This window comes from Mycobacterium sp. 1164966.3, from assembly GCF_001665395.1.
Lineage (GTDB): Bacteria > Actinomycetota > Actinomycetes > Mycobacteriales > Mycobacteriaceae > Mycobacterium.
This window is the reverse complement of record NZ_LZSG01000012.1, coordinates 1-7,659: the sequence shown is the minus strand read 5'-3', so window position 1 is coordinate 7,659 and position 7,659 is coordinate 1. Positions and strand designations below refer to the sequence as shown.

The 7,659-nt window shown below is 66.7% G+C and carries 2 protein-coding genes; both read right to left on the bottom strand.

The window, feature by feature from the left end:
• The coding region (locus tag A9W99_RS27690; protein ID WP_371514923.1) for an amino acid adenylation domain-containing protein at positions 1–4,961 on the bottom strand (4,961 nt) is incomplete at its 3' end.
• The coding region (locus A9W99_RS27685) for a condensation domain-containing protein (protein WP_371514922.1) at positions 4,958–7,659 on the bottom strand (2,702 nt) is incomplete at its 5' end. The genes A9W99_RS27685 and A9W99_RS27690, both read right to left, overlap by 4 nt.

Here is a 7,659-nt window from a genome sequence, read left to right as displayed (position 1 = left end):
CGGGCCACCACCTGCATCGACAAAATGCTGTCCCCACCCAACTCGAAAAACGAGTCGTCGACCCCCACCCGCTCGAGTCCGAGGACCTGGGCGTAAATGCCCGCCAACAACTCCTCAGTCACCGTGGCCGGAGCCCGATAACGCGACCCATCGCCATACTCCGGCGCCGGCAACGCCCGCTTATCCAACTTGCCGTTCGCCGTCAACGGCAACGCCTCCAGCACCACGATCGCGGCCGGCACCATATAGGCGGGCAACCGCTCAGCCAGCGTGGAGCGGATCTCGACCGGATCCGCGGCCCCGACCACATAACCCACCAGCCGCTTATCACCCGGACGATCCTCACGAGCGATCACCACCGCTTGTTGAACGCCGTTCATGCCAGCCAGCGCGGCCTGCACCTCACCCAACTCAATCCGATACCCACGGATCTTGACCTGCTCATCGGCACGCCCCACATACCGCAACTGCCCGTCGGCGCCCCAACGCACCACATCTCCGGTGCGATACATGCGGCTTCCCGCGCCCGCGAACGGGCATGCCACGAAGCGCGACGCGCTCAATCCCGCACGGCCCACATAGCCCAAGCCGACCCCGGCCCCGGCCACATACAACTCACCGGCAACCCCAGCCGGCACCGGGCGCAGCCAGCGGTCCAGCACAAAGAAGCCAAGCCGGGCCAACGGCACCCCGATCGGGCTGGCCGCGCTGTCGACATCGTTTGCCACGATCTGCCGCAACGAGGCATGCACGGTCGTCTCGGTGGTGCCGTACAGATTGAGCAGGCGTGGCGATCCAGGGTGACGATCCAGCCACGTTCTCAGCCGCTGTGGCTCCAGGGCTTCGCCGGCGAACAGCACAGCCTGCAACTCCAGCTGAGCGCCCAGCTCCGGCGCTAGCGAGTCCGCGGTTTGCAGCGCATAGAACGCCGAGGGCGTCTGACTCAAGACGCTGACCCGTTCAGCGACGAGCAAGGCGTGAAAGTCCTCCGGTGAGCGGGCCACCGACTCGGGCACCACCACCAGCCGTCCGCCGTGCAGCAGCGCGCCCCACATCTCGCACACCGAAACGTCGAAGGCCAGCGAATGCCACTGCGACCACACCTGTCCGGCCAGCTGCATCCCGGTCTCAAGTGACGCCAGCAGTTGGGTGACGTTGTGGTGGGTGATGGCCACCCCTTTGGGGACACCGGTGGTGCCGGAGGTGTAGATGAGGTAGGCGACGTCCTCGGCCGTGGGCGCCGGCAGTGCTGTGTCAGGTTGGCCGTCGACAGCGGGATCGCCTATGTCGATGATCAGCAGATCGTGCCCGTCGAGCCGCGCGCACAGTTCCGACGAGGTGATCGCGGCGATCGGTGCGGCGTCGCCGAGCAGGAACTCGATGCGCGCGTCGGGATGCGAAGGGTCGATCGGCACATAGGCCGCCCCGGTTTTGAGCACCGCCAGAATCGCCACGATCGCCTCGGCTGACCGCGGCAACAACAACGCGACCCTTTCACCCGGACCAACGCCGTACTCGATTAGCAAGTGCGCCAACCGATTCGAGGGCACGTCGAGTTCGCGGTACGTCAACGACCGGCCTTGGAAGGTGAGCGCCGCCGCCTCGGGACTTCGGGCCGCCTGCGCGGCGAACGCCACCGGGATAGCCAACGGCGCCGAGGGCGCGGGCTGGGTCAGCGCCGCCCGGTTACCCCACCCTTCCAACCGGGCATACTCAGCCTCGTCGAGCACATCGATCGAGGAGAGCCGCCGCGTCGGGTCGGACGTCATCGCCACCAGCACGCGCCCCAACCGCTCTATCAGCGTTTGGATGCTGGCCGGGTCGAAGACATCGCTGCGGAACTCCACCACCCCACCGATCCCGGCGGCTTCACCAGCGTCGGTCCAACGCTCGCCCAGGGAGAACGTCAGGTCCATGCGGGCGGTATCGGTATCGGCCGGCAGCGGAGTGACCTGCAGGTCGCCGAAGGCCGATCCGGCGGCGGGATCCCCGGCGAAGTTCTGCCAGGCCAACATCACCTGGACCAGCGGGTGATGGTTCAGGCTGCGGGCGGGATTGAGCCGCTCGACCAGCACCTCGAACGGCACGTCCTGATGCTCGTAGGCGGCAAGGCTGCGCTGCCGAACCTGGGCCAATATGTCGGCCGCCGTCGGGTCACCGGTCACATCGACGCGCAACACCAAGGTGTTGATGAAGCAGCCCACCAGCTCATCGAGCGCCCGGTCCCGCCGCCCGGCGATCGGGAACCCTACTGCCACATCGGAACTGGCACTGATCTTGGACAACAGCACTGCCAGCGCGGCCTGCATGACCATGAAGCTGGTCACCTTGTGCGCACGGGCCATCTGAGCCACTTGCCGCTGCAGCTGCGCCGGAAAGTCCACGGAAACCTTGTCGCCGCGGTAGTCCGCCACCGGCGGATAGGGCCGATCGGTGGGCAACTCAATCCGCTCGGGGATCCCGGCCAGGGCCAGCTCCCAGTAGGACAGCTGAGCGGCGATGCGACTGTGCTCGTCGTCGAGGTCACCAAACTGCGCGCGCTGCCACAGCGTGTAATCGACATATTGAACCGGCAACGGCGCCCAACCCGGGGCCTGGCCCGCACACCTGCTGGCATAAGCGACACCCAGATCACGCACCAGTGGCCCGATGGACCAGCCATCGGCGGCGATATGGTGCACCACCGCCACCAGCACATGGTCCTCGTCGCCGCGGCGGAAAAGCCTCGCCCGCAAGGGGATGTGGGATGTCAGGTCAAACGGCTCGCGCGTCGCGGCACCGACGGCGTCAGCCAGGAGGCCATCCGACCAGCCGGTGGCATCGACGACGTGCCACCCGAAATCCGCACGCTCAACGGGGATTACCAGCTGCCGGGGTGTCCCGTCCTCTGCGGGGAATATGGTGCGCAGGCTTTCATGACGGGCCACCACGTCGGCCAGCGCGGTCCCCAATGCGTCGGGATTTAGGCGTCCGCCCAGGTCCAACGCCACCGCCATGTTGTACACCGCCGACGGCCCCTGCAGCTGATCGACAAACCACAACCGGCTCTGGGCGAACGACAACGGCACCACCGTGGGCCGCTGCACCGGGACCAACGGCTCAACCCCGTCCCCGCCGGCACCCATCCGGGAGGCCAACTGGGCCACCGTGGGCGCCTCGAACAAATCCTGGACCTCGAGCCGGGCATCCAGGCCGGCGTTGACGGCGCCGACGAGGCGCATCGCGAGCAACGAATCCCCGCCCAAATCGAAAAACGAGTCGTCGGCCCCGACCCGTTGCAGCCCCAACACTTGGGCGTACATATCGGCCAACAGCTCTTCTGCCGCGTTGGATGGGGCCCGGTAACGGTCGGCACCCCCATACTCCGGGGCGGGCAAGGCTCGTTTGTCGAGTTTGCCGTTCACCGTCAGCGGCAGCGCGTCCACCACCACGATCGCGGCGGGGACCATGTAGGCGGGCAATTGCTCGGACAGCGTGGAGCGGATCTCGACCGGATCCGCGGTCCCGGTCACGTAACCGACCAGCCGCTTGTCGCCGGGGCGGTCTTCGCGGGCGATCACCGCCGCGCGATCCACCCCGTCCAGCGCCGCCAACGCTGCCTGGACTTCACCCAACTCGATGCGGTACCCGCGGATCTTGACCTGATCATCCGCACGGCCAAGATAGATCAGCTGACCATCCGCGCCCCACCGCACCAGATCCCCGGTGCGATACATGCGTTGGTGCGGTGCTCCAGCACCGTCGGGCCCACCGTACGGACAGGCCACAAACCGCGACGCGGTCAAACCTGCCCGGCCCACATATCCGTACGCCACCCCGGCACCGGCCACGTACAACTCACCGACCACGCCGGCCGACACCCGCCGCAACCCGGCATCCAGCACAAATAACGCCGCCCCGGGCGCGGGCGCACCGATCGGCACAGCCGCTTTCTGCACCGACCCCGCGCTCAGCGGCGCACTGATGGCCGCATACACCGTCGCCTCGGTCGGGCCGTATGCGTTGACCAGTACCCGCCCGGGCGCCCACCGCTGCACCAGCTCGACGGGACAGGCCTCACCGGCCACGACCAACGCCATTGACTCCAAGCCCTCATGGGGTAGCACTCCCACTGCCGACGGAGTCTGGCTCAAAACGCTGACATCTTCGTCAATCAACAACGCGTGAAAGTCTTCCGGTGAAGCGGCCACCTCTTCGGGTACCACCACCAGCCGCGCGCCATGAAAGAGCGCCGCAAAGATCTCGTACACGGAGACGTCGAACGCCAACGAATGCCATTGCGACCACGCACGCCCCGGTCCGGTCGGCATGCCGGCAGGTACGGCCGCCAAGAGCTGGGTGACGTTGCGGTGGGCAACTGCGACGCCCTTCGGGACACCGGTGGTACCCGAGGTGTAGATGAGGTAAGCGATGTCCTCGGGAGCCGGCGCGGGCAGTGCCGCGGTGGGCTGGCTTTGAGCAGCGGCATCGTCGACGTCGATGACCAGCACGTCGCATCCGTCCAGCCGCGATCGCAGCTCCGCGGTCGTGATGGCGGCAACGGGCGCGGCATCGGCCACCATGAACTCGACGCGAGTGGCCGGCAGGGCGGGGTCGATCGGCACGTATGCCGCCCCGGTCTTGAGCACCGCTACGATCGCCACGATCGCTTCAGCCGACCGCGACGAGAGCAGCGCCACACATTGACCTGGGCGCGCGCCGTGCCTCGCCAATAGGTGCGCCAACCGCGAAGACGCCTCGTCAAGCTCCCGGTACGTCAACGAGCGGCCCGCACACGCCAACGCCACCGCCTCCGGCGTTCGCGCCACCTGTGCAGCAAACAATTCCGGAATCGATGCCGAGGCCGAGGCCGGCGCAGGCTGGTTCAATGCCGCTAGGTTGCCCCACTCGTCCAGCCCGGCATGCTCATCGTCGTCAAGCAGATCGATCGACAACAACCGCCGGCTGGTGTCGGCGGTCACGACTGCTGCCTTGAATCGGCGGTCATGGCTGCGAGTACCTTTTGCAACCGCTTGAACACCGATTCGATCCTGGCCCCGTCGAAGACGTCGGTGTCGTATTCGATGCGAAGCTGCAGCTCGTCGCCGGGGTGGGCTTGCACCGCCAGTGGGTAGTGGGTATGCCCGTGCGTGTTGATCTCAGTAATCGTCAACTCGTCGTCGCGGGTAAGCGCGGCGGCGTCGACGGGGTAGTTTTCGTAGACGAAAAGTGTGTCGAACAGTTGGTCATATCCGCTGATGCGGTGGATCTCGGCAAGCGCGAGATGCTGATGCTCAAGGGTGTGGTTGTAGTCGTCCTGCAGTTGGTTTAGGAGGCTGGCGACCGTGGTGGTGGTCGTGATCCGTGCTCGCACCGGCACCGTGTTGATCAATAGCCCCACTATCGAGTCCGCACCGACCAACTCGGTTGGGCGTCCCGACACCGCGGCCCCGAATACCACATCCTGCTGACCGGTCAACCACATCAACACCTGTGCCCAGGCGGCCTGCAACACCACATTGACCGTGGTGTGCTGAGCACGCGCCAACTCATTGACGGCTTGAGTTGTCTCCTGAGATACCCAGAACGACGCAACGTCGCCCCTCCCTGGGCCCATCCGATCCGGGCCGGCTACCAATGTCGGGGACTCCAACCCGGCCAACACCGCACCCCACGCCGCACGCGATGCCGCCCGATCCCGGGTGGCCAGCCACGTCACAAACCGGCGATACGACGCCGCCGCCGGCAACCGCTGCCCGTAATAGGCGGCAATTACTTCCCCCAGCAGGATCGGCAGCGACCAGCCATCCATGACGATGTGGTGATTGGTCAGCACGAACCGATGCCGATCGCGCCCGGTGCGGATTAACACCGCCCGAAACACCGGCGGATCGGTCAGGTCGCAGACTGCGGCCCGCTCGGCGGCGCACACCTGCTGCACCCGCTGCTCCACCTCGACCCCGTCGAGCTCCATGTATTGCCACGGCAGCACCGGATCAGCCGGAATGACCTGCACCGGCTCCTCGAACTCGGTACAGAACCGGGCCACCAAATTCGGATGCCGACCAACCACCAAGTGCAGCGCCTCCCGCAACCGAGGCTCCTCCAGCACACCGTCTAACGTCATGTCCAGCTGCACTACATACACGTCACCATCGAGGCCCTGCCCGGCCCCGGCATGGAACAGCAGTCCTTGCTGCAGCGGGGTCAGCGGCAACACATCGGCGATGGACTCGCCGCGCTGCAGCTCGTCGAGTTGCTGCTGGCTCAACCGGGCCGGGGCGATATCCGACGGCGTCAGCCCACCCCCACCACCGCGCACATGCGCACACATGCCGACCAGCGCCTCAAACCACAACCGGCCCAACCGACTGACCTGCTCGCGATCCAACACCGATTGCGCCCACGTCCAATGAGCGTGCAACTGCGGACCGGTGTCGGTGTCCACCGTGGCGGCATTGAGCTCGACGGTGTGCGCCAACGACAACGCAATGGCCGATGCCGCCCCACCGACCGACACCCCGTCTTGACACAGCCGCCACAGATCCTCAGACACCTCGCCGCCCGCGCCCAGCCGGCCCAGATAGTTAAACCCGAACACCGGATCCGGGCCAGCGAGGTCCACCTCAGCGTTCAGATAGCGCAGCAAACCGTAACTCAGCGGCTCCGGCAGCGCCCGCAACTGCTCCTTGGCGGCTTTGACCAGCGCCCCCAACCCCGCCTCACCGGCCACCACCTGCGCCCAGTCCAAACCACCCACTACCAGCGACACCGGAGACAAACTGGTGAACCAGCCCACCGTGCGGGTCAAATCCACCTCGGCGGCCAAATCCTCGTGCCGCCCGTGGCCCTCCACATCAATACCGATCGGCCCCGCACCACCGCCCACGAACTCCGCGACCGCCAACCCAAACGCGATCAACAACACCTCATGCACCCCGGCATGAAACGCCGCGGGCACCTCACCCAGCAGCATCCGCGTGCTCTGCACATCCAACGACACCGACAAGTGCCCCGCCGTAGCCCACGTATCCACCCCCGGCCGCGCCGCCGCCAACACCGGCGGGATCGCTACCACCTGCCGCCACACCTCGGCCAACTCCACAACCTGCGGCTGATAGGCATGCTCAGCCAGCAGCGACGACCACCGCGCAAACGACGTCCCCCCCGCCGGCAACGCGATCGGCTGACCCCCGCGATGCTGAACCCACCCGACATTGAGATCTTCGAGCAGGATCCGCCACGACACCCCATCAACCGCCAGATGGTGAATGATCAATGCCAACTCACCGGTCGACGCCACCCACAGGGCGCTGAGCATCACCCCGGCGGCCGGATCCAACCGCGACCGCGCCTTGACCAACGCCTCATCGGAGAGCGCATCGACGGCCTGCACGCACTGCCCGGCCTCCACCGACCCCACCTCAGGCACCCACAACGACCACCCCCCGGCCCCGTCATCATCGGCGCGCAACCGCAACATCGCATGCCGATCCAGCAGCGCCTGTAACACCACCACCACATCGGCCTCACTGACCCCGGCCGGGGCCTGCACCACCACCGCCTGATTGAACTGCTCCACCGGACCCTGCACGCTGGCCAGCCAGCGCATGATCGGAGTGGCCACCACCGGCCCCAGCCCCTCATCGACCACACCGGCGGTCTCGGCCGTCCCGGCCA